The sequence below is a fragment of the Streptomyces sp. NPDC005485 genome (assembly GCF_040606085.1).
In the GTDB taxonomy this organism is placed as follows: Bacteria; Actinomycetota; Actinomycetes; order Streptomycetales; family Streptomycetaceae; genus Streptomyces.
This window is the reverse complement of sequence record NZ_JBEXDZ010000002.1, coordinates 159,786-186,059: the sequence shown is the minus strand read 5'-3', so window position 1 is coordinate 186,059 and position 26,274 is coordinate 159,786. Positions and strand designations below refer to the sequence as shown.

At 69.0% G+C, this 26,274-nt stretch carries 16 protein-coding genes, 1 tRNA gene, 1 other RNA gene and 2 pseudogenes; 9 read left to right on the top strand and 11 right to left on the bottom strand.

Annotated features, from left to right (window positions below):
* Window positions 1-589: 589 nt before the first annotated feature.
* From ABZS97_RS02040 to ffs, 4 genes are all read right to left on the bottom strand, one after another.
* The gene (locus ABZS97_RS02040) at window positions 590-2,398 is read right to left on the bottom strand and encodes a hypothetical protein (protein WP_356132474.1); all 1,809 of its coding nucleotides are present in this window, start codon (window positions 2,396-2,398) and stop codon (window positions 590-592) included.
* A 351-nt stretch (window positions 2,399-2,749) separates the two neighbouring features.
* Window positions 2,750-4,003: a phosphoribosylamine--glycine ligase gene (gene purD / locus ABZS97_RS02035; RefSeq protein ID WP_356132450.1), complete on the bottom strand. Its 1,254-nt coding sequence runs from the start codon at window positions 4,001-4,003 to the stop codon at window positions 2,750-2,752.
* A 308-nt stretch (window positions 4,004-4,311) separates the two neighbouring features.
* Complete coding sequence (locus tag ABZS97_RS02030; RefSeq protein ID WP_356132447.1) at window positions 4,312-6,675, bottom strand: DNA polymerase III subunit gamma and tau; 2,364 nt, start codon at window positions 6,673-6,675, stop codon at window positions 4,312-4,314.
* An 83-nt stretch (window positions 6,676-6,758) separates the two neighbouring features.
* Window positions 6,759-6,857: signal recognition particle sRNA small type (gene ffs, locus ABZS97_RS02025), an RNA gene on the bottom strand.
* 71 nt (window positions 6,858-6,928) lie between these two features.
* Between ffs and ABZS97_RS02020 the strand changes: the two genes are divergently transcribed.
* A tRNA-Ser gene (locus ABZS97_RS02020) sits at window positions 6,929-7,016 on the top strand.
* A gap of 287 nt (window positions 7,017-7,303) precedes the next feature.
* Window positions 7,304-7,600: a cupin domain-containing protein gene (locus ABZS97_RS02015; RefSeq protein ID WP_356132445.1), complete on the top strand. Its 297-nt coding sequence runs from the start codon at window positions 7,304-7,306 to the stop codon at window positions 7,598-7,600.
* A gap of 82 nt (window positions 7,601-7,682) precedes the next feature.
* On the opposite strand, the pseudogene ABZS97_RS02010 reads toward ABZS97_RS02015, so the two are convergent.
* A pseudogene (locus tag ABZS97_RS02010) lies at window positions 7,683-8,261 on the bottom strand (tyrosine-type recombinase/integrase); the annotation flags it as partial.
* A gap of 190 nt (window positions 8,262-8,451) precedes the next feature.
* Here ABZS97_RS02010 and ABZS97_RS02005 point away from each other — a divergent pair.
* Window positions 8,452-8,697, top strand: a complete 246-nt coding sequence (locus ABZS97_RS02005) for a hypothetical protein (RefSeq protein WP_356132442.1) — start codon at window positions 8,452-8,454, stop codon at window positions 8,695-8,697.
* Window positions 8,698-11,108: 2,411 nt separating this feature from the next.
* Here the strand turns inward: ABZS97_RS02005 and ABZS97_RS02000 are convergent.
* The 3 genes from ABZS97_RS02000 to ABZS97_RS01990 form a co-directional block, all read right to left on the bottom strand.
* Complete coding sequence (locus ABZS97_RS02000) at window positions 11,109-11,510, bottom strand: DNA-binding protein (RefSeq protein WP_356132439.1); 402 nt, start codon at window positions 11,508-11,510, stop codon at window positions 11,109-11,111.
* Window positions 11,507-11,755, bottom strand: coding sequence for a hypothetical protein (locus tag ABZS97_RS01995; RefSeq protein WP_356132436.1), 249 nt, complete (start codon window positions 11,753-11,755; stop codon window positions 11,507-11,509). The genes ABZS97_RS02000 and ABZS97_RS01995 overlap by 4 nt, the downstream gene beginning before the upstream one ends.
* Before the next feature lie 151 nt (window positions 11,756-11,906).
* Window positions 11,907-12,305, bottom strand: coding sequence for a hypothetical protein (locus tag ABZS97_RS01990; protein ID WP_356132433.1), 399 nt, complete (start codon window positions 12,303-12,305; stop codon window positions 11,907-11,909).
* A gap of 178 nt (window positions 12,306-12,483) precedes the next feature.
* Between ABZS97_RS01990 and ABZS97_RS01985 the strand changes: the two genes are divergently transcribed.
* Both ABZS97_RS01985 and ABZS97_RS01980 read left to right on the top strand, forming a co-directional pair.
* Window positions 12,484-15,330 carry a DEAD/DEAH box helicase gene (locus ABZS97_RS01985; protein ID WP_356132430.1) on the top strand — a complete coding sequence of 949 codons (2,847 nt, stop codon included), beginning with the start codon at window positions 12,484-12,486 and terminating at the stop codon, window positions 15,328-15,330.
* On the top strand, window positions 15,327-16,562 hold the full coding sequence (locus ABZS97_RS01980) for an SWIM zinc finger family protein (RefSeq protein WP_356132427.1): 1,236 nt from the start codon (window positions 15,327-15,329) through the stop codon (window positions 16,560-16,562). Before ABZS97_RS01985 ends, ABZS97_RS01980 begins: the two co-directional genes overlap by 4 nt.
* 379 nt (window positions 16,563-16,941) lie before the next feature.
* On the opposite strand, the gene ABZS97_RS01975 is transcribed toward ABZS97_RS01980, so the two are convergent.
* Window positions 16,942-18,564 (bottom strand): ricin-type beta-trefoil lectin domain protein, encoded by a 1,623-nt coding sequence (locus tag ABZS97_RS01975; RefSeq protein ID WP_356132424.1) that lies wholly within the window; start codon window positions 18,562-18,564, stop codon window positions 16,942-16,944.
* Between the two features lie 1,016 nt (window positions 18,565-19,580).
* On the opposite strand from ABZS97_RS01975, the gene ABZS97_RS01970 reads away from it, so the two are divergent.
* From ABZS97_RS01970 to ABZS97_RS01955, 4 genes and pseudogenes are all read left to right on the top strand, one after another.
* The gene (locus ABZS97_RS01970; protein WP_356132420.1) at window positions 19,581-20,687 is read left to right on the top strand and encodes a ricin-type beta-trefoil lectin domain protein; all 1,107 of its coding nucleotides are present in this window, start codon (window positions 19,581-19,583) and stop codon (window positions 20,685-20,687) included.
* Between the two features lie 146 nt (window positions 20,688-20,833).
* Window positions 20,834-21,099 (top strand): annotated as a pseudogene (locus ABZS97_RS01965) (hypothetical protein); the annotation flags it as partial.
* Window positions 21,100-21,746: 647 nt separating this feature from the next.
* Window positions 21,747-23,021: a M23 family metallopeptidase gene (locus ABZS97_RS01960; protein WP_356132417.1), complete on the top strand. Its 1,275-nt coding sequence runs from the start codon at window positions 21,747-21,749 to the stop codon at window positions 23,019-23,021.
* 469 nt (window positions 23,022-23,490) lie between these two features.
* Window positions 23,491-23,667: a hypothetical protein gene (locus ABZS97_RS01955; RefSeq protein ID WP_356132414.1), complete on the top strand. Its 177-nt coding sequence runs from the start codon at window positions 23,491-23,493 to the stop codon at window positions 23,665-23,667.
* 60 nt (window positions 23,668-23,727) lie between these two features.
* Here ABZS97_RS01955 and ABZS97_RS01950 read toward each other — a convergent pair whose 3' ends face one another.
* Together ABZS97_RS01950 and ABZS97_RS01945 are read right to left on the bottom strand one after the other, a co-directional pair.
* On the bottom strand, window positions 23,728-24,675 hold the full coding sequence (locus tag ABZS97_RS01950) for a hypothetical protein (protein WP_356132411.1): 948 nt from the start codon (window positions 24,673-24,675) through the stop codon (window positions 23,728-23,730).
* 273 nt (window positions 24,676-24,948) lie between these two features.
* Complete coding sequence (locus ABZS97_RS01945; RefSeq protein ID WP_356132408.1) at window positions 24,949-26,157, bottom strand: serine hydrolase domain-containing protein; 1,209 nt, start codon at window positions 26,155-26,157, stop codon at window positions 24,949-24,951.
* Window positions 26,158-26,274 lie beyond the last annotated feature (117 nt).

Sequence of the window (26,274 nt, the reverse complement as noted above, 5' to 3'; positions counted from 1 at the left end):
TGGGCGTACTGCCCGGGGGTCGAGCATGGCGGAGCTTGGCTGGGGGCCTGCTACGCGACGGGCAGAGACGTACCGGCACGGACCCTTCCGTGCGTACTCGGCTGCGGGTGCGTGGGGGCCGGGGAGTGGGGGCGTGCGGATGCCGCTCACTGCGGGTGGCTGGCGTAGCTGCGGGCAATCGTGCGGGTCAGGGCGGTTGCCCACCCACGCTGTGGCGGTGCGTGTGGCGCCGGGGGTCGGCGAAGCCGCGTTTCTGCGGGCGTGCGTGGAGGTAGGGACGGTTGCCCACCCGGCAGCGGTAGGAGTGTGTGGCGCCGGGGGCCGGCGAAGCCGCGTTCCTGCGGGCGTGCGTGGAGGTAGGGACGGTTGCCCACCCGGCAGCGGTAGGAGTGTGTGGCGCCGGGGGCCGGCGAAGCCGCGTTACTGCGGGCAATCGTGCCGCCAGGGGCGGCACGGGTGGGCGCAGCGGCACCCCGTAAACGCCGGGCTGCGTGACCCACCCCCGCCCAACACCCACACCGGGTGACCGTTCAAACCAGGGGTCAGAGGGGTTTGCCCACCCACCCCGAGTGACCGGGGTCTGGTCGGGTCAGACCAGGCGGACTGGTTTTTCCGGGCGGACGCCGAGGTGGCGGAGCCAGTCGCGCAGAGGGACGGGATCCCCGTGCTCGACGAGGGTGAGAACGCGAGGAGACAGATCGGCGGCACGCTCACCGTCGACAAGAAGCATCGGCCCGTCGAGCCAGTCCAGCCCCGGCGTCGCCCCCGCCGTGTCCATCGCCGCACAGCACACCATCGCCGTAACGTGATCGGACAGCAGTTCACGCCCGGTCCGCGGGGGTTGCAGCGGGAAGAGGGGAAGCATCCCGTCGTCCCACAGCGCCCGGTCGGGCCCCTGCGGCTCCGTACCCGCCGCCGCCGCGGACACCACCGGCGCCGCAGCCTCCTCGCGGGCCACCTCCGCCGTGAGCCCGGCCGCCAGCGAGACCGTCCGCTCGTTCCCGAGACCGGCCCCCTCCTCGTCGCCCTCGGATTCCTCGCCCATGTTCTTGTAGGCGCCCGACCCCTCGGGGGCCTGGGCCGATGGTGATGCGGCTGACGTAGGCGTGGTCAGGTGGTCCATCACCCGTGCCAGCGTCGGGCCGCCGGAGTCCGGGGTCGCCGGGTCCGTCGAGTGACGGACGCCCAGCGCGTCCAGGACACGGTGGAGGCGGGCCGCGTCGGCGCGCCATTTGCGGTCGACGACCTCGTCCGGGTACTCCTGCCAGCCCACCGGCGCCCAGTCGGGCCCGGGCTCGGCGGGACCCCCGTGGAAGAGGCGCGCGGCGAGCAGTGACGCGGCCTCGTCGACCGCGCCGGGCTCTTCGAGCAGGTCACAGGCGGGGCGCTCGCCGAGGCGGGAGGTGAAGCCCTCCGCCAGTCGGTCGCGGCGGGAGAGTTCGGTGAGGGCCGCGACGACCCCCGCGTCCAGGCGGGAGGGCCAGCGCCCCATCCGCCAGGCGGGCAGCGCGACGCGCGTGAGCAGCCGGTCCCACCCGGCGTACGCCAGGCCGACCTGTTCCTGCGCGACGATCCGCAGGCCGTAGTCCACGGCCTGTGCGCGCTCGGCGGCGGCCGCCGCGACGCCCCGCTCCATCTCGGCCGCGTGTCCGCGGCAACTGCGCAGCAACAGGCGGGTCACCCAGCCGACGCCGCCCAGCACCATCCGGGCCAGGGGTCCGCGAGCGGGCGCCGAGGTGACTGCCACGGCCGCGTCCAGACCTCGTACGAAACGACGCGCCGCGGCTATGTCCGGGTGCGCGGAGGGGCCCGTACCGGCGACGACCGGGGCCAGGACCGCGCGCAGTTCGCCGACCCGCATCCACCACAGGAACGGCGAGCCGATGACGAGGACGGGAGTCGCGGGCACCCGGCGCAGGTTCCGGCCCGCGCGGGCGCGGCCGAGCACCTGCGGGAGGCCGCCTGTCAGACCCCGTACATCGGACGGCGGGCCGTGGGCCGGGTGGGTGCGGTCCTCCAGCCAGCTGTCGCAGTCCGGGGTGAGGGCTATCGCGGAGGGCGCCGGAACGTCGAGGCGGTCGGCCAGATCTCGCACCATGCGGTACAGATCCGGGGCCGATTCCTCGGCGATCGCGACCGTCGGGCTGATGGCGGGCCGCGCGCGGGCCACGACGAGCGCGATCCCCGCGGCCGCGAGCAGCACGAGCGCGGCGACAGCCGCCACGATCCAGCTGGTGAGATGCCAACTCCCGCCGCTGACATGGCCGGTGGAACCGCCGACGAGCAGCACGACGGCGACGGCCGCGGGCAGCAGGGCGACGGCCAGCGCCCGGCTGCGGATGCGCAGCACGGCGAGAGCCCGTGAGCGCGCGGCCTGCGCGCCCACCTCCACACCCATACCTGTCACGACCGGATGTCACCCCCTACTTTCCCGCTCGGCGTCCACCGCGACCCTGGTGGTCACGGCTTCCGCCGACGGATGCCCTGGCGTTGCTCACTCCCCCACTGTGGCACCAGCCACCGACATCGCAATGCCGGTGGGCCAAGTGCCGGAACGCTTTCGCCGCACCCTAGTTGGGGCCCCGGCCCCCGTCAGCCGGATGGGGCATCGGTCACTCGATGGAATGGCTTTGGGGAGAGGTGGATGACAGTGGGCAAGGATCAGGCCCCGGATTCCCTGGGGATTCCGGGGCCTGGGGCCTGCGGGAACGGCTCGCGAACGGGCCCGCGGAAGCGGGTCAACCGGGGGCTACTCCCCCGCCGCCGCCTTTGCCGCGATGTCCGTACGGTGCTGTGAACCGTCGAGGCGGATACGGGCGACCGCCGCGTACGCCCGTTCGCGGGCCTGCGTGAGGTCGGCACCCTTCGCCGTGACGGAGAGCACACGGCCGCCCGCGCTCACTACGGCGTCGCCGTCCTGCCTGGTCCCGGCGTGCAGGACGTACGCGTGCGGGCCGTCCTCAGCGGCCACCTCGTCGAGCCCGGTGATCGGGTCACCGGTCCGCGGAGTGTCCGGATAGTTGTGCGAGGCGATGACCACGGTGACGGCCGCGTCGTCGCTCCAGCGCAGCGGCTCCAGATCGGCGAGCGTGCCGTTCGCCGAGGCCAGCAGCACCCCTGCGAGCGGGGTCTTCAGTCGGGCGAGGACCACCTGGGTCTCGGGGTCGCCGAAACGGGCGTTGAACTCGATCACCCGTACGCCGCGCGAAGTGATCGCGAGACCCGCGTACAGCAGGCCGGAGAACGGGGTGCCACGGCGGCGCAGCTCGTCGACCGTCGGCTGCAGGACTGTGTCCATGACCTCCGCGACCAGCTTCGGGTCCGCCCAGGGCAGGGGCGAGTACGCGCCCATGCCGCCGGTGTTCGGGCCCTCGTCGCCGTCCAGCGCGCGCTTGAAGTCCTGGGCCGGCTGGAGCGGGACGACCGTCTCGCCGTCCGTGATGGCGAAGAGGGAGACCTCCGGGCCGTCGAGGAATTCCTCGATGACCACGCGGTCGCAGGCGTTCGCGTGCGCCCGCGCGACTTCGAGGTCGCCGGTCACGACGACGCCCTTGCCGGCCGCCAGCCCGTCGTCCTTCACCACGTACGGCGCGCCGAAGGCGTCCAGCGCCTCGTCGACCTCGGCGGGCGTCGCACAGACGTACGAGCGGGCGGTCGGGACGCCTGCTCCCGCCATCACGTCCTTGGCGAAGGCCTTGGAGCCCTCCAGCTGCGCGGCCTCCTTGGAGGGGCCGAAGACGGGGATGCCCGCCTCGCGCACGGCGTCGGCGACCCCGGCGACGAGCGGGGCCTCCGGGCCCACGACCACCAGTTCGGCGCCGAGCTCCGTGGCCAGCGCGGCCACGGCGGCGCCGTCCAGCGCGTCGACCGGGCGCAGCTCGGCCACCTCCGCGATGCCTGCGTTCCCGGGGGCGCAGTACAGGGCGGTGACGTCGGAGTCGAGGGACAGGGAGTGGCACAGGGCGTGTTCGCGGGCGCCGCTACCGATGACGAGGACCTTCACGGGGTCAGCCTAACCGCCGGGAGCGGATGCCCTTGTAGGGGCTTCCGAAGGGAGGTGGGTGAGAGGTTGGTGGGATCGTCCAGGTGAGCGTGGATGAGGGTCGCTTGGGTGAGCGTGGGTGAGTGGCGCTGAGTTGCGCTGAGTTGCGCTTGGGTGAGGGGCTGGTTCGCCGTCTCGCGTCCCGCCGCTTCCCCGTTTACTCGCCTGCGCGCTTACTCGTCTGCCCGCCTACTCGTCTGCCCGCCTACTCGCCTGCCCGCCTACTCGCCTGCCCGCCTACTCACTTGCTTGCTCACTCACTTGCTCGCTCACTCGTTGGTGAACTCCTCCATCACCGTCGCGCCCAGTTCGCGCACGATCAGTTCGTGGCCCGAGAGGGCGGACTCGTCGAGGTCGGGGTCGTCGTCCTCGGGGGTGTCGTCCTCAGGAGCCACCGGAGGCGGTTCCGGGGCCGACTGCGTTACGGCGGGGGCCCCGGACGGGGCTGACGGGCCCCGGTTCTCGGACGGTCCGGGGCCCGGAGAGGCGGCGGGCCGGGAAGCCGGAGCCGCGGACTGCGGAGCGGGGCGCGGCGCGGCCTGGGCGCCACTGCCGAAGCCCGCGTTGCCACCGTTGAACCCGGAGCCCCCGCCGTTGAAGCCTCCGCCGCCCCCGGCGCCCGGCAGCGGTGCCGAGCCGCCCGACGCGTCGACGATCGCCTCGACCCTCCACTGGACGTTGAACTGCTCGGACAGCGCCTGCCGCAGCACTTCCTCGCTGCCGCTGCTCGCGAAGTTGTCCCGCGCGCCCGCGTTGACGAAGCCGATCTGCAGGGTCGTGCCGTCGAAGCCTGTGATCTGCGCGTTCTGGCTGAGCAGGATCCAGGTGAACCGGCGCCGGTTCTTCACCGCCTCCAGGATGTTCGGCCAGAGCGTCCGGGGGTCGGGGCCGCCGCCGGAAGGAGCGGGGGCGGCGGAGGCAGGTGCCGAGGCAGAGGCGGGGTTGGAGGCGTAGGCGGCGCCAGGGGCGGGCGCGGCGGCCGGCGGGTTCGCGGGCGTCGCGGTGGGCCAGCCGCCGGGGCGACGGCCACCGCTGCCACTGCCCGCGGCCGTCGCTGCGGGCCAGGCTCCGGGTGCGGCCCCCGCCGGGGCGGGCTGGGCGACCGGAGCGTGCGGCTGCTCGGCCACCGGAGCGGGCGCCGGCGCCGCGGCGGGCGAAGGCGCGGTGGACGGCGGAGCGACAGATGGCGGAGCGGCTGACGGTGGAGCGGCTGACGGTGGAACCTGGGTCGGCGCCGGTCCGCCGGCCGGAGCCGATCCGGTGCCCTGGGTCGCCGCGCCGCCCCCTGCCCCGTACGCCTGCGCAGGCGCTCCCGGCCCGGTGGTGCCCGCCCCACGCGCGGCGGCCCGGGCAGCGGCGGCCCCGCCGCCCGACGGAACCGAAGGCCCCGCAGTGGCAGCGGCTCCACCGTGCACCTCGGGTCCCGGTACGTACCCCATGGCGGGCGCGGCCGCCGCGCCCGCGCCCACGAAGTTCACGCCGCGCTCGATGCGGTCCAGCCGGGCCATGACGGAGCGCTCGTCGCCGTAGGCCGCGGGAAGCAGCACGCGCGCGCAGATGAGTTCGAGTTGGAGCCGGGGGGAGGTGGCCCCGCGCATCTCCGTCAGGCCTTCGTTGACGAGGTCGGCGGCGCGGCTGAGCTCGGCGGCGCCGAAGACGCCGGCCTGGGCCTGCATCCGCTCGACGACGTCGGAGGGGGCGTCGATGAGCCCCTTCTCGGCGGCGTCCGGCACGGCGGCCAGGATGACCAGGTCCCGCAGCCGCTCCAGCAGGTCGGCGACGAAACGCCGCGGGTCGTTGCCGCCCTCGATGACCGTGTCCACGACCTCGAAGGCCGCGGCCCCGTCCCCGGCGGCGAAGGCCTCGACCACCGCGTCGAGCAGGGTCCCGTCCGTGTAGCCGAGCAGCGAGGTCGCCATGGCGTACGTCACACCGTCGGTGGCTGCTCCCGCGAGCAGCTGGTCCATGACGGACATGGAGTCACGCACGGACCCGGCACCGGCCCGCACGACCAGCGGCAGCACGCCGTCCTCGACGGGAATGCCCTCCTGCCCGCAGACCTCGCCCAGGTACTCCCGCAGGGTCCCCGGCGGGACCAGCCGGAACGGATAGTGATGTGTACGCGACCGGATCGTCCCGATGACCTTCTCGGGCTCGGTCGTGGCGAAGATGAACTTGAGGTGCTCCGGCGGCTCCTCGACGACCTTCAGCAGCGCGTTGAAGCCGGCCGACGTGACCATGTGGGCCTCGTCGATGATGTAGATCTTGTACCGACTGCTCGCAGGCCCGAAGAAGGCCTTTTCCCGCAGGTCACGCGCGTCGTCCACACCACCGTGCGAAGCGGCGTCGATCTCGATGACGTCGATCGACCCCCGCCCGTTGCGCGCGAGGTCCTGGCAGGACTGGCACTCCCCGCAGGGCGTCGGCGTGGGCCCCTGCTCGCAGTTCAGACACCGCGCCAGGATCCGGGCGCTGGTCGTCTTCCCGCAGCCGCGCGGCCCGCTGAACAGGTACGCGTGATTGACCCGGTTGTTCCGCAGCGCCTGCTGCAACGGGTCGGTGACATGCTCCTGCCCGATGACCTCGGCGAACGACTCCGGGCGATAGCGGCGGTACAGCGCGAGAGACGACACGTATACGAGGTTATAGGCGCCCACTGACAACGCGGACCGCCCGCGGGACAACCCCGAGCACGGCCCCCCGACACGGCCCCGGAAACGCAAGCGCCCCCCACGCACCCGCCAGAGCCAACCTACCCTTGCTGCCTTCCGGCCCTGGGGGAGTTCAGTCAGATAGCGCCACGTGAGGGGCTCCGCACAGGGTACAGGATCCTGAGGGTGGGAACGAGTTCGCGAGCACTCCCTAACGTCTTGTATTGTTTGCCGCGGAGGATTCGCCTAGTGGCCTAGGGCGCACGCTTGGAAAGCGTGTTGGGGGCAACCCCTCACGAGTTCGAATCTCGTATCCTCCGCCAGTGCCTCACCGGGCACGATGTCGAAGGGCCCCACCGTTCGCGGTGGGGCCCTTCGTCGTTGTCCGTCTCAGTTTCCGTCTCACTTGGCTCCGAGCCAGCACCGGCACGCAGAAGCAGAACCACGAGCCTGCCTTTCTGCTCGGCCAACGCTGACAGCGCGCGTCCGGCCTGACGGCCCTCCGGGTCCCCTACGTGGCTGTCTCGCCGTGCACGGCCGTATCCCCGGAACTACCGTCGCCATCAGGTAACGACGCTCCGACGCTCCACTCCTCAACCAGGAGATCCCCATGGCAGCTGACGCTGTGCAGGTAGCACCTGATGTGTACAAGATCCTCTTCGAGAACGATCGGGTACGGCTTCTCGAGGCCCGGCTCCAGCCTGGCGCCACTTCAGCCTTGCACCACCATCGTGACAACCTCGTCTACGGCCTCGCGGATGGGAATGTGACCTTCACTGAGGAGTCCGGTGAAGCCATCGAGGTCTCGCTCGTGGCCGGCGAGGCGATGTGGAGCCCCGCCGTGGACCACTCCACGCACAACACTGGGAGCGTCGAAGTCCGCGCGCTGCTGTTCGAGTTGAAGTAGCGGCCCGCCGCACCCCCGACGCAAACGCCGAAGGGCGCGGCCCCCGGAAACCCGGGAACCGCGCCCTTCGACGTTGTCCGTCTCAGTTGGCCTTACGGCCGATGCCGGGCGGCTCCCAGAGCGCGTCTCCGATTTGCTGCGCGACCTTCCGGAGCATGGGACCCGTGATGTGCATGTAGCGAGCGCGCATCCTCGCCGCTCCCCCGGGCTCCCACCCCATGATCGCGTCGATCACGACGTCCGGGACGCCGAGGATCAGCAGCACTGTCGCCGCCGTGTGGCGAGCGTCATGAAGTCGACCGTCCCGGACGCCAGCATCCCGAAGCAGCCTCTTCCATACGTGGAAGTCGGTGTTCGGGCTCAGCGGCCCGCCGATCGGCGAGGCGAAGACGTACCCCTTGCCCTCCCAGTCCGCACCGGCTGCGATCCGTTCCCTCTCCTGCACCTCATGGTGGTGCCGGAGGATCTTGATCAGCGGATCGGGCAGGCCGATCGTGCGCCGTCCCGCGCGGGACTTGGTGGACTTGTGCTCGCGGCGGGTCTGCTGCCGCTTGGGGCAGTACCCCGCCTTCCGGCCGCACGGTTCATCGTCGCCGCAGCCGTGCGCGTACTTGGGTCGAAGCCGGTTCTTGCGGATGCGGACGTATCCCGCGTCGAGGTCGTTCGTACAGTGGCGCGCTCCACCTGGACGCCATGAACCACGCCCGCTCCACGGTGTGTGGGTCGACGGCAGACGGGATGGGAGCTGGGGTGAGTGGTGGGTTGAGTGGGGACTGCTGGGCCATCCGCTCCACCCCAAAGCCGCCCTACCGGCCCCGCGCTAAAGTGCGGGAACCTTCAGGGGGGCGACGATGGCCAAGAACCGCAGTAGGGGCAGGATCTACGGCCTCTGGATCACAGCGATGATCTTCATTTCTGGCAGGGTCACCGTGGGGCCGTATCTCGAAGGGCATCGAATTGCCCAAGAGGTGGCGATCTTCGGATTGCTGATGCTCGTCTACCTGCTCGGGTTCGCAGGTGGCAGTCGGTCCACCATCGAAAGCGACCAGAAGCCACCGGAGCGCGCAAGTGATCAGACTGAAGGTCCGTTGGTCTGACCGAGTTGTCAAGGCCCACGCGGACGGCTGACATCAGCGCCTGACACCAACGAGCGCGAACAGCAGCGGTCGGCGCCGAACCCCAGCGGACAACCAGCCGAGGCACAGAGCCGGTTGACCGACGTCGACAGGTCCCCGTGATCGACCTGATAAGGATGAGGGCAGACCTCAAAGCCCTGGCCCAGTACGGACGCCGTCCTCGCTGTCGGCCAATGCCCGTCGCCTTGACTCGGCCATTGAGACTCCGCCGACCTAGTGGTGCTGATCACTCAGATCCTGCGGCGTTCGTTCAGGTCCCGAAGAAGATCAGGTGAATCGGCTACAGCAGCTCGGGCGTCAGCCACGGCCCTTTTGAGACGTACCCTCCAGAAAAGTCGCGAGCGTCGTGGATGCCAAATTGCTAGACAGACGACCTCAGTCGCCGTGTCCAAGCCACGGACATACCGAGTTGCAAAACCTCCGCCATACTCCGGATCTGGGTCCTGCTCATAGCTGCGACGACTCGCCAAGTAGAAGGCCACCCGCGTCCGCGCGTACCACTCGGACACATGGTGTGGCACCCCGGCGATCATGGCGGCTGACTCAAAAGTATGAACCGCCCCGCGTAGTCGGCGCCATTCTTCCGGGTCCCCCGAGGACCAAACCGCTTCTTCTAGAGCCGTCATTGCGGTGCGAGCAGCGGCACGGGCCTTACGGCGCTCCGGTGCAGCGCTGACGTACTGGGTAACGACTGCACCCACGCTGCCCGCCCCGAGGAGCTGAAGCAACCCCACAAGATCCGCCATGGAAGGGACCGTACCAGCGCCGTCACCCACCTGTGGCGCTTTGTACGACTGGGCCGTCTCCGGGCCGTCGGAGGGTGCTCAACGACGACCAACGCTGACAACCACCGACAGCTAAGTCGCAGGTCGCAGCGTTGATCGATTGCACGGCCGCAGGTCAGAGACCCGCCCCTTCACTTCTTCGGCTTCTGACCGTCTTGCAGTCCCTCAAGCACAACCAAAGCGCCGTCCCGCTCGAACTCACATGATCACCGAGACCGTGCCTGCACTGCGTCCGCCCCAGCGCGAACCCGGACATCCGACCCGCCCCCGGGCCAGCGTGGCATTCCCGACCGACCGTGATCTTGCAAGACACCCTGACCGAGAGGTCTTCGACCATGCCCGGATGAATGGCTACGGTGAGCCTCCAAACCGTCGAGTCTTTCTCGTGCGCGAGCCTCTCTATTGATCTTTCAGTCGCGGTACCGTTCGGCATGGGAAAAATCGGGATACGCCAAATCTCGTACGCTCGCGCCCCGCCCTTTCTGCTCCAGAAGTCGTGTCGGGAAGCTGCTGAGCGAGGTGCGGAAAGTGCCTCGTGTGAGCAGTGTGATTTTTGTGAAACCACAATCGTACAAAAACCGACATGACGTCGCAAGGTTTACGCTCATCCTTCTCTATGCCGGACAATTGGGAAGACCCGTCCAAGTGAGATCTTCACTAAAGGGCCCGCTGCATAGGTCAGTATGCGAAGAGGCGAACTCCTGATACGCCAACGGAGTTTCCCCTTGAGGCGCTGTAGATAGTGCGGGCCTGTCAAACCCGCCACTGTCCGAAGGTGAGTGGGCCGCTGAGTTAGACCCGGCGGCACTCCCTACTAACCGAAAGGAATCTGCCGTGGCGAACGCATTCATTCCGTGAGCTTGGAGGCCGTGGTCACTAGCGTGACCCCGGTCGGCTCGATAGCTGCCCTCATCGGGGTGTGTCTTCCTCTGGGGCGCTTTGCCCTTCTCAGTGTTGCCGTACTTGCCGGGATCTGGTCAAGAAAGCCGTCCCGACGGAAAGCGGCACGTGAAATGGTAGAGCTCATGCAGAAATGCCAGCCACTGAGGGAAACCGGAGGCGTTGGCGAGTTGGAATCGAAGCGGTCCAGTGATGGGTCGGTTGACGTTCAGCAGCCATCCTCAAGCGCACGGGAAACGCAGTGCAATAGTTGCAGGGAGGCCAATTAGTGGTCGCCCCTGTGAAGTGTCGAGCACCTCCACTCAGCAGGATCGAGATGCTGTCCTGGTTGCACTGACGGGATTGATGCGTGAACAGTCACACCAGTCTGCTTGCTCCTGGTGTGACTGTTTTCTCTTGCGCGGGGAATTGTGCAATTGCTAAAGAGTGAGTGGCTGAAGATGGTCCGGCACTGTGATACCAGATTCCATGAGTATGCGGTCGGCCTCGATTTGTAGGGCAGTGTCGTCCCAATTAGGGTGCAAAATGTCGGACCGCTTAGTGCGGTCCGACTCTTCGGCATGCCCTGGTTGCAGTTTCGGTTGCATTTATAGGCGACATTCGAGGCATACCCGTCAAGCAGGAAAGGCGCACGCTTGCATCCGCAGGGCGAGCGACGCAGGCTCCGTGACGGAGTCACGGCGGCGGTCAGAGCCCGATCATCCGGACCTTGCTGCCGCACAGCCGCGTCATGTCATCGACATCCGACGTGAGGATGGCGACCGGGCCGGGCTGACGCAAGGCCGCTTCGGCGACGGTGGCGTCGATCGCGTACTTGTGTCCGTGCAGACCGGCGCCCTTGAGCAGTTGTGCCGCCGCCTTGGCCGCCGCCTCCGTGACCGGCTCCACCTTGACCCGGGAGAGCGCCCATTGCAGCCGGGGCAGATGCACCCCGGCGTGGCTCACTTCCACGATGGTGTTGGCGCTGACGACAAGGTCCGCTCCCATGTCGTGGAACACCTGGAACATCGCCAGAACCTTCCGGTCCTGTGCCACCCAGGCCGACAGCCCCTCGCTGTCCAGGACGACGGTCTCGATGTGCCCGCTCACGCGGCGCTCGCGCCGCCGACGGCCTGGGTCGTACCGAAGATCCGCGCCCGCGCCTCGGCCAGCTCTTCCTCACTGAAGGCCCCGTGCTCGTCTGTGTGGCTGCGCAGGTCGGCCCCCAGAAGCTGGTGCCGGATCTGTCTGGCGACCGCTTCGGCCACGTAGCCGGAGATGTTGTCCGTGATCTTCTTCAGCTCCGCCACCTGCTCGGTGGGGAGTGTCACCGTGATGCGTGTGGTGTCAGCCATATCGGCAAGCATACTGCGGTATGCGCGCTGGGTGCTCTCTGTTTCCCGCAGTTGGTCCGGTCAGCGGTAGTCGGGGCGACCGTCCGTTCGAGCACGGGCTCAGGTGGCTTCGAAGCACGGGCTCAGCTGTGCAGTTGTGCGACGCGCCAGTTCAGCGGGCCCAGTGGCGGTACGCCTCGATCCATTGCGAGCCCTCGGGAGCGGGTTCCGGCAGCGGCAGGTCGAGAATTCCGATGTCCTGTCGGACCGACCCCCGGGCGCAGCGTGCGACCACGCGCCCGTCCTCGGTCAGATCGACACCGACCACGCTCACGTCGACGCCGAGCACAGTCGTGGTGAACGGCACGGCAAGGCTTTCCTCGATCATCGTGAAGAAGCCGGTGAGCTGCTCTTCCTCGCCGTAGGCATCGATGGTGGCCTCTTCGATCAATGCCTCCAGCACGGCTGAGGCCCAGGTGCTCATGGCCTCACCGTAGCGCTGCACCTTACGGTTGAAGGCCGGTGCGTTCAGCAGCGGCACATCCGCCGTGGCGCCTGCGCCGACAGTCAAGCAAAGGCCCGCGGTTGCCAGCGTGTGACGTTGCCTGGTGGGGTTCGGCAGTGAGCGGGCCTGGGGAGGGGTCCGGCACGCGACAGGGCGGAAGAGAGTGGCACGAGTCGTCGTACGAGAGCCGAGTACGGGCGCGAGGAGCGCGCCGCCGCTGGCCCGGCAGGAAACGTCCGCCTTCGTGAGGGAGTTGCTCGGCGCCGGCTGGGCGGCGGTGTTCCTGCCCGGTGAGCCCGCACGCCTTGGGCGGCTGCTGCTGTGGAGGCCGGCCGGGGCAGCAGCCGGAGACAGGACGGCACCCGCCGGCCTGGAGACCGAGGCGGTGGAGCTGGTCCTGCCGCACGGCCGCTCGGTCAGGCGGCGCAGGGTCGAGGGTTACGCGCTGCCTGTCGCCGTCGCTGTCTCCGCCCTGGCCAATGCGAAGCCGACGCATCCCTCCGGCGACGCCTGGCAGGCCGCCACTCGCTTCGCGCTGCGGCTGCTCGCCGACGGCCGCCTCCACCCGGCCCTCACCCCCGCCGGTTACGACACCTGGCAGGTGGGTCCCTTCACCGCCGCCCAGCGGCAGATGCTGGACGCCCTGGCTGCCGCCTTCCCGCCCCACGCCCACTGTCTGCCCGAGCCCGGCCCGGCCCCGGTGCGGATCGCCGAACCGGCTGCTCTGGTATGCCAGTTCTGCGACGCGGTCGCCGATGAGCTGGTCCGTACGCCGGCCGCGCCGCTCGCCATGGGAGCGCTGCCGTACGCCTGGCGCGAGGCCCGTGCCGTGCCCGCCTTGCGTGAATGGGCCGAGGAAACCCAGGCGGCGCTCACCGCCGAGGTCAGTGTCTCGCTCCGCGTCGACGTACCCGAAGGACGCCGACGGCAGTTCCGGGCCGTCGTGCAACTGCACACCGCCGCGGACCCGGCGCTCGTCATCGAGGCCGCACGGCTGTGGAGCGAGCCGACCGAAGTGGAGCGGCTGCTCGGCCCGCGCACCGAGACCGAGACCCTGCTCGCCCTGCGCCGCGGCGCCCGCGCCTGGCCCCCGCTGCGGAGGCTGCTCGACGATGCCGCTCCCGATCAGCTCCGGTTGACCGACGACGAAGCCTTCGAACTCCTCGGGGACGCCACGGACGTGCTGCGCGCGGCCGGTGTCGACGTGCACTGGCCGCGCGAACTGGTCAAGGCACTCACCGCGACCGCGGAGATCGGGCAGCGCACCGCCCCCGGTTCCACCGCGGGCGGCCTGCTGGACACCGAGGCCCTCCTCGACTTCCGCTGGCAGGTCTACCTCGGCGGCGAGCCGCTCACCGAGGCCGAGATGGACGCCCTCGCAGAGTCACGCCGTCCCCTCGTCCGGCTTCGCGACCAGTGGGTGGTCGCCGACCCGAAGCTGGTGGCCCGCGCCAGGCGCCGCCGGATGGAACCGCTCACCCCCATGGAGGCGTTGAGCGCCGCGCTGACCGGCGAGGCCGAGCGAAGCGAGATGGGGGTCCCCCCGGCCGGAGGCTGGGGGAGGGACGGCGACCGGGTCCCCTGCGCGGCGGTCGGTGCGCTCGGCGACCTGGTCGCTCGTATCCGCGACCCCGAGTCCCGCACCCCCGTACCCCAGCCCGCCGCCCTCAAGGCCACGTTGCGCGAGTACCAGAAGCGGGGCCTGGCCTGGCTGGCCGAGATGTGCGCGCTCGGCCTCGGCGGCTGTCTCGCCGACGACATGGGCCTGGGCAAGACCATCACCTTGCTCGCCCTGCACCTGCACCGCCAGAGCGACCCCACCACCGCGGGCCCCACCCTTGTCGTCTGCCCGGCCTCTCTGCTCGGCAACTGGCAGCGCGAGGCCGCCAGGTTCACGCCGCGCGTCCCGGTACGCCGGTACCACGGCGGCGACCGCCGCCTGGGGGACCTGGCCGGCGACGAGATCGTCCTGGTCACCTACGGGGTGCTGCGCCGCGACCGCGAAGTGCTCGCCGAGACGGCCTGGTCGCTGGTGGCCGCCGACGAGGCCCAGCACGTCAAGAACCCCTACGCCGTCACCGCCCGTGAACTGCGTGCCCTGCCCGCCCGCGCCCGCGTCGCCCTCACCGGCACCCCCGTGGAGAACAACCTCTCCGAACTGTGGGCCCTGCTCGACTGGACCACCCCCGGGCTCCTCGGCACACTCACCGTATTCCGTGACCGGCATGCCCGCGCCATCGAGGCCGGCGAGGATCCCGAGGCAGCCGAACGCCTGTCCCGTCTCGTACGGCCCTTCCTGTTGCGCCGCAAGAAGTCCGACCCCGGCATCGCGCCCGAACTGCCGCCCAAGACCGAGACCGACCACGTCGTCCCGCTGACGGCCGAGCAGACCAGCCTGTACGAGGCGGTGGTCCGCGAGACCATGGCGAAGATCGCGGAGTCGGAGGGCATCGCCCGGCGCGGTCTGGTACTCAAGCTGCTCACCGCGCTGAAGCAGATCTGCAACCACCCCGCCCAGTACTTGAAAGAGCACAGCCTGCGACAGTCCACTCCCCTGCGGGGCCGCTCCGGCAAGCTCGACCTGCTGGACGAACTTCTCGACACCATCACCGCCGAAGGCGAATCCGTGCTGGTCTTCACGCAGTACAAACAGATGGCGGCGCTGCTGGAGAAGCATCTCGCCGAGCGCGGCGTCCCCGCTCTCTTCCTGCACGGCGCCACCCCCGTCGCGCGGCGCGAGGAGATGGTGGACCGCTTCCAGCGCGGTGAAGTACCGGTGTTCCTGCTGTCGTTGAAGGCGGCGGGCACCGGACTCAACCTGACCCGCGCCACTCACGTCGTGCACTACGACCGCTGGTGGAACCCTGCCGTCGAGGACCAGGCCACCGACCGCGCCTACCGCATCGGCCAGGACAGACCCGTTCAGGTGCACAAGCTCCTCGCGGAGGGAACCGTGGAGGACAAGGTGGCGAAGCTGCTCGAAGCCAAGCGCGCCCTCGCCGACGCCGTCGTCGGCTCCGGCGAGGCAGCCCTCACCGAACTGTCCGACGCTGACCTCGCCGAACTCGTCGCCCTGGGAAGGCAGTCATGAGCCCCGCTGTCCCCGGCCCGCGCCGTGCGCCCGCCCGCGGCAAGCGAGCCTTCGCCGCGACCTGGTGGGGCCAGGCATGGGTGGCCGCCCTGGAGGACTCCACCCTGGACGCCGGACGGCTCTCGCGCGGACGCACCTACGCCCGCAAAGGCATGGTCGGCCCGGTCACCGTGGCTCCGGGCCAGGTCAAGGCTGCTGTCCAGGGCAGCCGCCCGCGCCCGTACCGCTCATCGGTCCACCTGCCCGTCCTCACCGACCCTCAGTGGGGCACCCTGCTCGACACGATCGCGGCCCGCGCCGGGCATCTCGCAGCACTTCTCGACGGCGAGATGCCCGCCGAACTCGTAGACGACGCCCGGCACGCAGGCGTCCCACTGCTCCCCCTGCCCACCGAGCTCGATCCGGAGTGCTCCTGCCCCGACTGGGGACACCCCTGCAAGCACGCCGCCGCGCTCTGCTACGCCATCGCCGCCACCATCGACACCGACCCGTTCGTGCTCTTCTCGCTGCGTGGCCGCGGTCGCGAGGAGGTCTTCGCCCAGCTGCGCGCACTCCGTACGGCAGCACAGGAAACCGCCGCCCCGCCGGCACCGGCCGGCATCCCGGCCGCCGCCGCGTACGCCCACTGGGCCGAAGAGCCCCCCGAACTGCCCGAACTCCCGGAACCCGGCGCCCACACCACAGCCCTGCCCATCGCCCCGCCTCCCGGCAGCGGCCTGGCCGCCGCGGACCTGGAACGCCTCATGGCCGACGCCACCGCGCGCGCCGCCCGGCTCCTCGCGGGCGACACCGCCGACCTGCACCTGACCCAGCACCAGGACGCCATCCGCATCGCCGCAAGCAACCCAGGACCCGAGTGGTTCCACCACCTGATCCAGAACACCGGCACCAACCCCACTGCCTTCGCACGCCTCACCCGCGCCTGGCGCCACGGCGGCCCCACGGGCATCACCGTCGCCGAACAGCCCCATACCCCCGACCCGACGGTGATGAAGGCCACCCGCACCGCCCTGTACGCGACCCTCGCCGAGATGACCGACTCCCCCACACACCTCAGGGCCTGGCGCAACCGCCTCACCCTCACCCACCACGGCATCCAGTTGCGTCTGGGCCCCGACGCCCGCTGGTACCCCTACAGCCAGGACGACGACGGCGAATGGTGGCCCGCGGCACCAGCCGACCGTGACCCGGTCACCGCGCTCACCGCGGCCTGGTCGCAGAACGGGGAGTAAGGAGGCGATTCCCCGCTGACCAGGCCCAGAACCCCCAGACGTACATGTGGAAAGCGTGTCGGGGGCAACCTCACGAGTTCGAATCTCGTATCCTCCACAGCCGATGACCAGCGGAAATGAGGGCCCAATCAGATCTTGGTCGGGCCCTCGTCGTGCTGTGGTCTCGGTTCTGGTCTCAGTTGCCCTGATCGGTTCGGACCTGGGCGGACGGCCTGCATCCGCCGGTGGCCCTGACGAGTCCCCCTGCTGACCGACCGTGCACTTGTTCCACCTGTTGCCCCTGCACCCACGACCAGGAAACGGAGGTGTGCGGGACGGATCATGATTGTCCCGCACACCTCATGGGGCTTTCAGTGCCCTTCAGTCCTGGGCGGTGGTGTCAGGCGAGGCGCCATTGCTGGTTGCTGCCACCGTTGCAGTCCCACAGTTCGACCAGCGCGCCGTTGGTGGTGGACGCGCCGGTCACGTCCAGGCACAGGCCCGACTGGACGCCGGTGATGGTGCCGTTGGAGTTGAGGTTCCATTGCTGGTTGGTGCCGCCGTTGCAGTCCCATATCGCCACTTTGGTGCCGGCCGCGGTGCCGGCCGCGTCGAGGCACTTCGTACCGCCGTAGACGGTGAGTTGCTTGGTCGACGTTCTGGTCCAGGTCTGGTTCGTGCCGCCGTTGCAGTCCCAGATCTGCGTCTGGGTGCCGTTGGTCTGCGAAAGGCCGGGCACGTCCAGGCACTTGCCCGAACCGATGGCGTGGATCGGACCTGTGGTGGTGCCGGTGCTGGAGCCGCCCGCGACCCGGTACATCACCGTCCCGTGCGCCGGCACACTCGCGCTGATGGTGCCGGTGGTGGTGGACGTCGCGCCGGTCCACAGGTCGGTGAGCGTGTAGCTGGAGGCGCCGGTCTTGCCGACGGCCGAAGCGCTGGTGGTGATGGTCGCGGTGGAGTTGGTCTCGTTGAACAGCACGACCGACACGTCGCCGTTGGCAAGCGGCTTGGACAGCACGTCCAGGCCGCCCGAGGAGGAGACCATGGTGCCCTGCTTGCCGAGGGAGTCCTGGTCGACGGCGATGACCGCCTTGTTGGTCAGGATCGACAGGGTCTCCTGGCTCGCACCGATGATCTTGCTGCCGGAGATCAGGGGAGCGGCCATCTGGGCCCACAGGCTGAACTGGCTCCGGTACTCGGTCGCGGTCATGCCGCCGTTGCCGGTCTCCAGCATGTCGGGGTCGTTCCAGCCCCCGGGCCCGGCGTACGCGGCCAGGTTCACGTTGCTGTGGAAGTTCGACAGGAAGCTGGCGTAGGTGTCGGAGACGTCACCGGTGGTGCGCCACATGTTGCCGACGTTCGAGCCCCAGGTCCACACGTTGTCCGTGCCCCAGTTGCAGATGCTGAACAGGATCGGACGCCCGGTGGCCTTGAGCGCGTCGCTCATCGCGGTGTACCGGGTCTGGGAACCGATGTTGTTGTTGTAGCAGTTGTCGTACTTGAGCAGGTCGACACCCCAGGAGGCGAACAGGTTGGCGTCCTGCGTCTCGTGCCCGAGGCTGCCGGGCAGGCCGGCGCAGGTCTGGGTACCGGCGTCCTCGTAGATGCCGAGCTTCATACCGAGGGAGTGCACGTAGTCGGCGACGGCCTTGATGCCGTTGGGGAACCTCACCGGGTCGGGCACCAGGTTGCCGCCTGCGTCCCGGCTCGACGCCATCCACGCGTCGTCGATGTTGACGTACTCGTAACCGGCGGCCTGCATGCCGTTGTTGTGCATCTCCAGCGCCGTCTGCTTGATCAGCGCCTCGGTGGGGTTGTTGCCGTAGGCGTTGTAGTTGTTCCAGCCCATCGGCGGGGTCTTGGCCACGCCGTTGTCCAGCGCCGCGGCCGGCGTCACGACTGCGGTCACGGCCAGCGGAGCGACGGGCAGGACCAGAGCGCAGGCCAGGAGCACCGAGCGCAGCCTGCCGCGTCTGTGCCGGTCCGCGCGTCGCAGGGACGATGGTGGGGTCAGTCGCATCGCAACCTTCCAGGGGTTGAGTGTCAGCCGAGTTGGCATTGCTGGTTGCTGCCGCCGTTGCCGCCCCACAGTTCGATCAGGGCACCGCCGGTGGTGGGGGCTCCGGTCACATCCAGGCACGGGCTGATTGCACGTCGGTGATGGTGCCGTCGAGTTGAGGCTCCGCTGTTGGTCGGCACGGCCGTTGCCGTCCCACCCGTACTCAGTCGCGGATCAGTGCGTTTGCCACTGACGCGGTTTCAGGTGTTCCCGGTGACCAGCGGGACGATCGAGCTGTTCGGCGATGACAGCGCACGCCGGCCCCGACGTGTGGGGGAACCGGCACCCCGAGGGGCGGGAACTCTCCCGAGGGGTCCGCTCGGCCGGATCAACTCAGAGTCGGGTGAAGGTGTGATCGCACGGTTGGACGGGTGGCCGGTGCGATCCGGATTGCTCGAAGTGCTTGAGGCGGGCCGAGCGTATGGACGAGGCGGTGCGAACGTCAAGACTTTTGTCGTGTCCGATGTTTGACCATGTTTGATTACGCGCCATTAGGACCTCGTGTCGAAGTACTGGCTCATGCCGACGCCTGGCCGGAGGCCGTGCGGGGGCGCATTGGGGAGAACGAGCGATGGATGCAAACATGGGATGTTCACGGCCGACACTGTAGAGAGGAAGCAGCGAGCAGACCATAGGGCCAGCGACTACAGGACGAACTGACGCAGGATTCGCCCTTGTGGCACCGATCTTAAAATTCTGCATTCATGGGATGTCCCGGAGAGGGATCAACGTGGTATCTCTACGGATGCACCGGTGAGGCCGGTCCGGGCCGACCGCTCGGGACAGGAGGGCCGGGGCAGACGGAACGCCGCTCACTCGGCGTTGTCAACGCTCGCAGCGCAAGAGGCTCCCACCCACGCCGTTCTGCCGGTACATCAGGCGGCCGCTGACGCCGACGGGACGGCACAACGGCCGAGTTGCTGACACGAACGGCGATCAGTCCAGCTGATTCAGCACGCACTCGAAGAGGTCGCTGCATGAGAAAGCCCTGGATTCTCCCCCTGGTCACGCTTGTCACCGCCGCGCTCGGTGTGACGGCGGCAGGTGTTGCCCCCGCCTCCGCCGCGTCCAACACACCTTTGCGGGTCATGCCGTTGGGCGACTCGATCACCTGGGGTGTGGGAAGCAGTACGGGCAACGGCTACCGGGGTCCGTTGTGGAACGAGCTCGCGGCGGACGGCCATCCGCTGGACTTCGTCGGCACGGTACAGAACGGTTCGATGTCCGACCCCGACAACGAAGGCCACTCCGGGTACCACATCAACGAGATCGCCGCACTCGCCGACGCCTCGCTGGCCCGCTACCGGCCCAACGTCGTGACGCTGCACATCGGTACCAACGACCTCATAGGGGCCTCCGGGGCCAACAACGCCATCACCGAGCTGAAGTCGCTGGTCAACCAGATCACCGCCGACGTCCCCGACGCAACCGTCGTCGTCGCCTCCCTGGTCGTGTCCACCAACAGCTCGGAGGAGCAGTGGCGGGGCACGTACAACCAGGCCATCCCCCAGATCGTCAGCGACGCACAGGCTGCGGGCAAGCACGTCGCCTACGTCGACATGAGCAGCCTGACCCCGGCCGACCTGTCCGACCAACTGCATCCCAACGACTCGGGCTACCAGAAGATGGCCGACGCCTGGCATCGCGGCATCCAGTCCGCGGACAGCGCCGGGTGGCTGAAGAACCCCGCCCCCGTCCCCGCACCCGTGCAGTCCGGCATCGCCGGCAAGTGCATGGACGTCAACGGCGCCGGCACCGCCGACGGGACCGCCGTGCAGATCTGGAGCTGCAACGGCGCTGCCAACCAGCTCTGGTCGCTCTCCACCGACGGCACCCTGCGCTCCATGGGCAAGTGCCTCGACGCCGCAGGCGGCAACACCGCCAACGGCACCAAGGTGCAGCTCTGGGCCTGCCACGGCGGTTCCAACCAGGTATGGCAGCCGTACAACGGCGGCTACCGCAACCCCGCCTCCGGCCGCTGCCTCGATGACCCGGGCTCCTCCACCACCGACGGCACGCAGCTCGTGCTGTGGGACTGCAACGGCGGCTCCAACCAGAAGTGGACCACCCTGACCGCCGGCTGACCCCCGCTCCCGGGACCCGAGCCCTTGCCCGGCCCCGTTCCGGGAGGTCATCGGTGGCGGGCACCGCCGGATGGGGCGCCCGCCGTGGCCGGGGTCAGTGGTCCGGCCGCTGAGGACGCCGGCAGCGACCGGCTGAGCGGAACGGGATCGACCTGGTGGGTACCGACCGGCCGCCGGTGGCCAACCAGTCGCTCTTTCTGAACTCGGTCAAGTGGCTGGAGAACTTCGCGTTCGACAGCCACGACCTGGCCGCCCTGCAGAAACACCGGGCAGCGATCACCGACGAGCCGGTACCGCTCGTCGCGGTCGCCCGCAGCGGAGTCGGCTGAGCCGGCCGCGGCGACGGGCGCGCAGACCATCCGGCCTCCAGGCCGTGTACGGCCCCGAGGAACTGCTCAGCGCCCGGCGCAGGGCCTGCACCGGAACTGAACCCTGGTTGCAGTTCTGGTTGCATTCGCTGCCGTTCAGCACCATCCACCGCCTGCCCTCACCTCCATTCCGCCGCAGGTCAGGACACCGCTGATCGATCCCGAACTCCGACGCGAACATTTGGAAAGCGTGTTGGGGGCAACTGAACGAGCACCGGGTACACCCCGCGCTCGCGTCTCGCCCCCAGCGCCGACCGGTCTTCTCCCACTCAGCAGGTTCTACGCAACCACCTGTTACCAACAACGGCCGGACCACGGCTGGCCAGCACGCAGATACGCCGCCTTCGCGTGCGCCCGAGCGCACCGGCGAGAGGGTTGCGCGCCCAACCACCCAAGGGTGTAAGGCCCTGCGGATCACCGCGTCGAGTCGACAGAAGCGCAGTTCGGGTAAGGGTTGCGGCGCTAACCCTCACGTCCCTCATTCTCAGCGCGCTGTCGGGAATCCCCGCAGTCCCTGAAAGAGGTGGAGTCCAGGAGCCGGTGGTCGATGCGGCTGGACGGGTGCAGTTCGGCACCTGAGTCCGGCGACCTCCAACCGGAGCGACGCGCCGCCGGATTACATGAACCTGCGTCTCGGCTCGGGGCGTGCCGGCGTCCTTCATGGCCCGGATCCGACGAATGAAAGAGCGCAATGGCAGAGCGCGACCCTCGCAACCGCACTGGCCGCATCCCGCTACTTCGCGGGCTCGCCGCTGCCGTGCTCGCGGCCGGCATGCTGGTGGCCTCAGCGGGACCGGGATACGGAGCCGGCGTGGCCACTGCGGCGCCCGGCGCACAGTTCACGCCGTTGACGGCGGCAGTAATGACCGAACCGACGCCGTTCGTCGCCACGGACGGCAGGACGCACCTCTCGTACGAACTGCTCACCACGAACGCACTGTCCAGCAGCACGCCGGTGCGGCTCGACCGTGTCAACGTCCGAGACGCCCACACGCACCGGGTCGTCGGCTCGCTGAGCGGGCAGGCGCTGGCCGAGGCCGCCAATCCGGTGGGCGACCCCCTGCCCGGTGCGGACGGGTACACCCCGGCGCCCCCGGCCCCGACGCCGACCGTCATCCAGGGCTCCCAGAAGTGGATCATCTGGCTCGACCTGGTCCTCGACCGCGGTCAGCCGGTGCCCAAGGTCCTCGAACACCATCTCTCGGGTGCCGTCCTGGCCCCCTCCGGCCCCTCCGCATTCGAGGAGACGGTGCAGGCCACGCGGACCGGCCGCACCCCGCCGTTGAACCTGGACCCGCCGGTCCGCCCCGGCACCTGGTACGCCAGCGAGTCGTGCTGCGGCAACACCCACCACCGGCGCGGCCTCGGCCCGATCAACGGCCGCTTCTACGTGCCGCAGCGCTTCGCGATCGACTGGTACCGGGTCGGCAGGCAAGGGCAGACCTGGGAAGGCGACCCCGCACGGCTCACCAGCTACCTGAGCTACCGGCAGCCGGTCGTGGCCTCGGCCGGCGGCAGAGTGGTGGAGGTCCAGGACGGGATCCCGGACAACACGCCGCCCGTCACGCCGCCCATCCCGCCGATCGAGAACACGGTCGGCAACCACGTCACCGTGGAAGTCGCGCCGGGCCGCTATCTGCTCTACGCCCACATGAAACCCGGCTCGCTCAGGGTCCGGGAGGGCGATCACGTCGAAAGCGGCCAGGTCCTCGGGCTGATCGGCAACAGCGGCAACTCGACCACGCCGCACCTGCACTTCCAGGTGATGACCACGGCCGAGTTCTTCCCGACCGACAGCCCGCCGTTCACCTTCCGGCGGTTCCGCGTCCTCGGCCAGGTCGAACCCCGGCTCTGGGACGACAATCTGGGCGTGCAGCCGACCGGCGTCCTGCCGATCACGCCCTCGCCGTACGAGGGTCGTCACCGTGCGCGGTATCCGCTCGACCGCGAGGTACTGGAGTTCTGACCGGACCCGGGCGAGCTCACGGCCGGGCGCCGGCTGCCGCAACGTAGGACTCTCATGCCCCGTTTCTGTGGGAGCCCAGGGAGAGACCCCAGGTCAATGACCTGGGGTCTGTTTCTTGTCCAGGCCCGATCGCGCCTTCTGCCTGCCTCCACCGAATGCCACGCCCGAACCGCCGCAAACAATCGCCGCGATGTGGCCTGCCCGGTACACAGCGCTGATGTCGCGGAGATGTCGTCGACGGGGGAGCTGCCGAGCACGAGGAGGTCGACGTCTGCGCCGGGGCGCAGTACGCGACGGCGCCTGGGTCGACGGCGAACGGCACCGCGGTCTCGCCGCACCGGCCCGGCCCCGCCACCTCGAGAGCGGGGCGCACCCAGGGCAGGCCGGCGGACCCGGCATTGGGGTCGATCACCCATGATCCAGTGTTCCGGCAACGGTCGCTACGGTCGCTGAGGAAGAGGTCGCTCTCATGCGTGAGCTGGGCATCGCGCTCAACGCCGTGGCTACCGAGGCACCACAGGACACCGACGCGGAGTATCTACGGGCCCCCTCGTGGCCAAAGGTCGTCGCGGTCGCGGGTCGTCTCGCTCAGGTCATGGTCGGGAACGACCCGAAGGAACTCGCTGCCATGCACGAGCCGATCTGAGTACGGGCCGAGTACGGACCGAGTACTGGCACGCAAGGCGAGCTGCAGCACGAGTTGCGTCTAATGTTCTTGATTTCGCACCCCGATGACAAGGGAACCCTCGGGACCGCTCGGAGATGCCGCTTTCAGAAGTTCGTCTTCCCTGGAGTCGATGAACCGGGTGAATATCTGCTGCGAGTACCCGAATATCGCCGCGAAAGCAAGGATCTCCCATCCCGTGTCGATATGGAACCCCGGTGTCGCGAATAGTAGGAGCAGTCCCAGCACTGCTGTTATTCCGCCCAGGGAGACCTTCAGTATTGCCTGGCCTACGTGCACCAAGTAGGGGTCTTCGATTCGCTGCTTTCGCGCCAGCGAGTAGACGGCCGACACCGTTGCCCCTGCTGCACCAATGAGCTCGATCAGCAGAATGTCGCTGCGGCTCGGCCTCGCCCCCAGCGGGCAGACCATCTCCTTCCCGAAGTTACTGCACGCGAGATCTGACTTCCAGTGTGCGTTCACGACTCCGAGTAGGACCGTCAGCGCTATGAGTACCACTGCCGCCACCAGGAGAATGACATTGAACGTCCGGAGTCGGCCACGGGTGAAGCCGTTCGAAATGTAGGCTCCGCGCAGCGCGCTCTCTATTCGCTGGCGATCGGCAGGAGGGATTTCTTCCCCGTCCTTCTCCTTGAAGTTGTCAAGCCATTTACGGCGTTGGTCTTGAGGCATCAAGTAGCTTTGGACGGTCTGCCTGATCCTGGGGAGTTCACCGCAGAGCATTTCATCCGTCAGCAGGCGAAGCAGCAAGGCGTCGGCCGCCTGCATTCGAGAGATGGCAATGTCTGCAGAGCCCGCGTATCGCCAGGGTGCGATTCTTGCCTGCGCCGCCTGCTGTGACAGTTTTGCATTGAGCACGACCCCCTCGTAGGCAACGTGGAGTTCCTCTGCCCCGGCGACCCATTTTCCGGAGTCTGCCTCGACGGTACAGTCGCGCTTTATCGCCGCTATCCTGGCCGTGTATTCCATCCAGTCCGTACGGGTTTCACAGCTGACCCGCCAGCGTGACTTCGCGACGTTTGGCACAATGATCCCTCGTCGATCTTGGCCTTGGATGGCAAGAGGCCCATGACGTTCCCTCGCGAAGCGGGCATCGTCCGGACTGTTCCTCGACTTTCAGTCTGCGCCGGAGGTTCGTCGGGTGCATCTCGGACGATCTCCCATGGGCCTACCGCTGCTTCGGCCTGGGCCAGGCGCCCGGAGTGGTCCGACGAGAACCCGAGCTTCGCCGGTGGGGACGTTCTAGCGCGGGGGGACCGGGCGGTCGTAGACGTTGCCGGGGGTGACGATCTCGGTGATCGCTCGGGCGACCAGTGAGGACGGCTCCTGGCCGGCGTGTGTGATGTCGGTGTTGAGCATCAGCACCAAGGTCGCCTTCCGCGAGGGGAGGTAGACGGTCACGGTTTCGTAGCCGGGGATGGAGCCGTTGTGCCCGATCCAGCCGCCGCTCCTGAAGATGCCGAGGCCGTAGCTGGTGCCGGGGTGGCCCGTCGGCAGCATCTTGAGCCGCTGCCTCTGGGTCTCCGGGCTGAGCAGCGTCCCGGTGGCGACGGTCTTGGCCCAGCGGCGCAGGTCGTGCAGGTTCGAGATCATCGCGCCGGCCGACCAGGCCCAACTGGGGTTCCAGTCCGTGGAGTCCTCGACCTCGCCACTCAGCGTCTGGTTGGTGTAGCCGCGCGCGTGCGGTTCGGGGAACTCGGGGCCGCTGGGGAACAGCGTGTGGCCGAGGTGGGCCGGGCGGAGCACCCGATGGTGGATGAAGTCGGCGGCGCGGTGGCCGCTGACCTTCTCGATCACCAGACCGAGGAGGATCAGGTTGCTGTTGGAGTACTGGAACTGCGTGCCCGGCGCGAAGGTGTTGCGGTGCTTGAAGCCGTACGCGAGCAACTCCCGCGGGGTGAACGGGCGGCTCGGGTCGCTCAGCAGGTCGTGCACGAAGTCGGGGTCGGCGCTGTAGGGGAACAGGCCGCTGCGCATCTCGGCCAGGTGGCGCAGCGTGATGTGGCGACCGTTCGGCACGCCGTGGACGTAGCGGGAGATCGGGTCGTCCAGCCGGATCCGCCCGTCGTCGACGAGCTTGAGCAGCGCGGTGACCGTGAACGTCTTGGTCTCGCTGCCGATCCGGACGTACAGGTCGGTGGTCATCGGCTCGCGAGTGGCGGTGTCGGCGACACCGGTCGCGCGGACGTAACACCCCTTGCCCGGCATCCACAGTCCGACGGCGACGCCGGGGATGCCGGCCTCCCGGCGGACGTTCTCGACGGCCTTGTCCAGCCGAGCGGTCGTGCCGCGGCCGAGGCCTCCCGGCGTGCACTTGTCCTGGCCGTGCCGGTCGACGCCGGCGGGGTGGACCGCAGTGGCGGACATGGCGGAAGTCGCCGTAACCGGGGCCAGTACGGCTGCCACCAGCAGCGCGGCTGCGAACAGACGTCGGGAGGGAGTACGTCGCATGTCGGCTCGCTTCTTCCGGATCGGGGCTGATGCTGCAACGCCACCATCCGACTTCCGGTGGGACATCCTTCTGCGGCACGCGTCCCTCCGAGTCCACTCGATCGGACCGATGTTCAC

What these genes read in the sequence shown, in the direction of transcription:
- ABZS97_RS02040 (WP_356132474.1), bottom strand. Translation starts at nt 2,398, where the DNA reads ATGGGTGTGGAGGTGGGCGCGCAGGCCGCGCGCTCACGGGCTCTCGCC.
- ABZS97_RS02015 (WP_356132445.1), top strand. Translation starts at nt 7,304, where the DNA reads ATGGCAGCTGACGCTGTGCAGGTAGCACCTGATGTGTACAAGATCCTC.
- ABZS97_RS02005 (WP_356132442.1), top strand. Translation starts at nt 8,452, where the DNA reads ATGGCCAAGAACCGCAGTAGGGGCAGGATCTACGGCCTCTGGATCACA.
- ABZS97_RS01995 (WP_356132436.1), bottom strand. Translation starts at nt 11,755, where the DNA reads ATGGCTGACACCACACGCATCACGGTGACACTCCCCACCGAGCAGGTG.
- ABZS97_RS01980 (WP_356132427.1), top strand. Translation starts at nt 15,327, where the DNA reads ATGAGCCCCGCTGTCCCCGGCCCGCGCCGTGCGCCCGCCCGCGGCAAG.
- ABZS97_RS01975 (WP_356132424.1), bottom strand. Translation starts at nt 18,564, where the DNA reads ATGCGACTGACCCCACCATCGTCCCTGCGACGCGCGGACCGGCACAGA.
- ABZS97_RS01970 (WP_356132420.1), top strand. Translation starts at nt 19,581, where the DNA reads ATGAGAAAGCCCTGGATTCTCCCCCTGGTCACGCTTGTCACCGCCGCG.
- ABZS97_RS01960 (WP_356132417.1), top strand. Translation starts at nt 21,747, where the DNA reads ATGGCAGAGCGCGACCCTCGCAACCGCACTGGCCGCATCCCGCTACTT.
- ABZS97_RS01955 (WP_356132414.1), top strand. Translation starts at nt 23,491, where the DNA reads ATGCGTGAGCTGGGCATCGCGCTCAACGCCGTGGCTACCGAGGCACCA.
- ABZS97_RS01950 (WP_356132411.1), bottom strand. Translation starts at nt 24,675, where the DNA reads ATGGAATACACGGCCAGGATAGCGGCGATAAAGCGCGACTGTACCGTC.
- ABZS97_RS01945 (WP_356132408.1), bottom strand. Translation starts at nt 26,157, where the DNA reads ATGCGACGTACTCCCTCCCGACGTCTGTTCGCAGCCGCGCTGCTGGTG.